The organism is Mesorhizobium sp. WSM4830, from assembly GCF_055811495.1.
The window spans coordinates 1-699 of sequence record NZ_JBVVQI010000101.1; the positions used below are offsets into that span (position 1 = coordinate 1).

The following is a 699-nucleotide window of genomic DNA, read 5'->3' on the forward strand; positions in this document are numbered from 1 at the left end:
TCTCGCCTTTCTCGAGCCGGCGCACGACATGATCGAGCGCTTCGAGCGCCCGCGGCATCTTCAGGCCGACGAGGTCGCGGCGGATCCGGTCGATGGTGGAGGGCGTGGTGTCGAGCGCGTTCGTCATGGACGTTGCTCCTTCGCCATCACCCGGGCGACGGCGTCGTAGAAGGCCAACGGGCGCTGAGCGACCCTGTCGCCCGAGCCATGAAGAATGACCTCGTCGTTCCTCAGTCTTTGTCGGCGCTTGTGGACGTGGATGTTGCGACCCGCTCCTCGGCGAAAGCTTCATTGACGACACGCCTTGTGGTGGCGTGAACCCTCGGGTTTGCGACCGTGTCCAGCCAGTGACGCAACTGGGCGTTCAGGTCTTCGAGATTGCGAAAGGACCGGGCCCGGAAGAAGTCCTCGCGAATGTAGCGGAACGGCCGCTCGACCTTGCCTTTCGTTTTGGCGCGGTAAGGCCGACACGCCTTGGGATGGAAACCATAGTGGCGGGCAAGATCAACGAGGGCACGGTTGTAGACGATGCCGCCGGTATCGCCTTCGCCGATCACAGCCGTCTTCATACGGTCGTAAAAGCACTTCGCGAGGAGCGCCGCCCAGCGCCTCGAAAGCCCCGGCATGGCAGCGCAAGACAGTCGGCAGATCCTGGTGGACGACGAAGCGTGCCCAGATAAGGCGACTGAAGCCAAGCAC

The 699-nt window shown here is 63.2% G+C and carries 2 pseudogenes; both read right to left on the minus strand.

From position 1 onward, the window contains the following. Window positions 1-127: pseudogene (locus AC0L2Y_RS34525) on the minus strand (AAA family ATPase); the annotation flags it as partial. A gap of 142 nt (window positions 128-269) precedes the next feature. Beyond that, window positions 270-699, minus strand: a pseudogene (gene istA, locus AC0L2Y_RS34530) (IS21 family transposase); the annotation flags it as partial.